General features: G+C 53.8%; 1 pseudogene. It reads left to right on the top strand.

The features are described 5' to 3' along the window. Positions 1–221: 221 nt before the first annotated feature. Positions 222–464 (top strand): annotated as a pseudogene (locus tag FDX22_RS31170) (lysine-N-methylase); the annotation flags it as partial.

Raw genomic sequence — 464 nt, 5'->3', positions numbered from 1 at the left:
AAACTGGCCTCGCTGCCGCAGGTGCTGGCCGACCATGCGCAAAGCGGAAAACTGCAGGATCAGTTCGCGCAACTGCCCAGCCTGCCCCAGTTGCAGCGCGAGCTGATCACCCAAATGGGCAGCTGTGAGTTCAACTGGGATCTGTTGCCAGAAAGCACTCGTAAGCTGACATTACCCCTGNCACTCGTAAGCTGACATTACCCCTGCAGGTCAGCCTGTTGATGCTGCAAGATGCGAACAGTGAAGCCATGCTTCAGCAACAGTTGCAGACTCAATGGCTAAACACGTATGAGCGCTACTTTGCTCAGGAGGCATGGATATTCAGTAACTACCTGATTTATCGCCTGTATCACGATACATTCCCGCAGCACGAGAGCGAAAGCGTGCTGCAGCGCTTTTTCGGGCTGGTGGCTGACGTCTTTATTCTTCGCACCCTGTTTTGCCTGTGGACGATGGATGATTCT

It is taken from the genome of Citrobacter sp. TBCS-14 (assembly GCF_005280805.1).
GTDB lineage: Bacteria > Pseudomonadota > Gammaproteobacteria > Enterobacterales > Enterobacteriaceae > Citrobacter > Citrobacter gillenii.
Note: the sequence above shows the minus strand (reverse complement) of the source record. Positions and strands in the feature narration are given on the sequence as shown.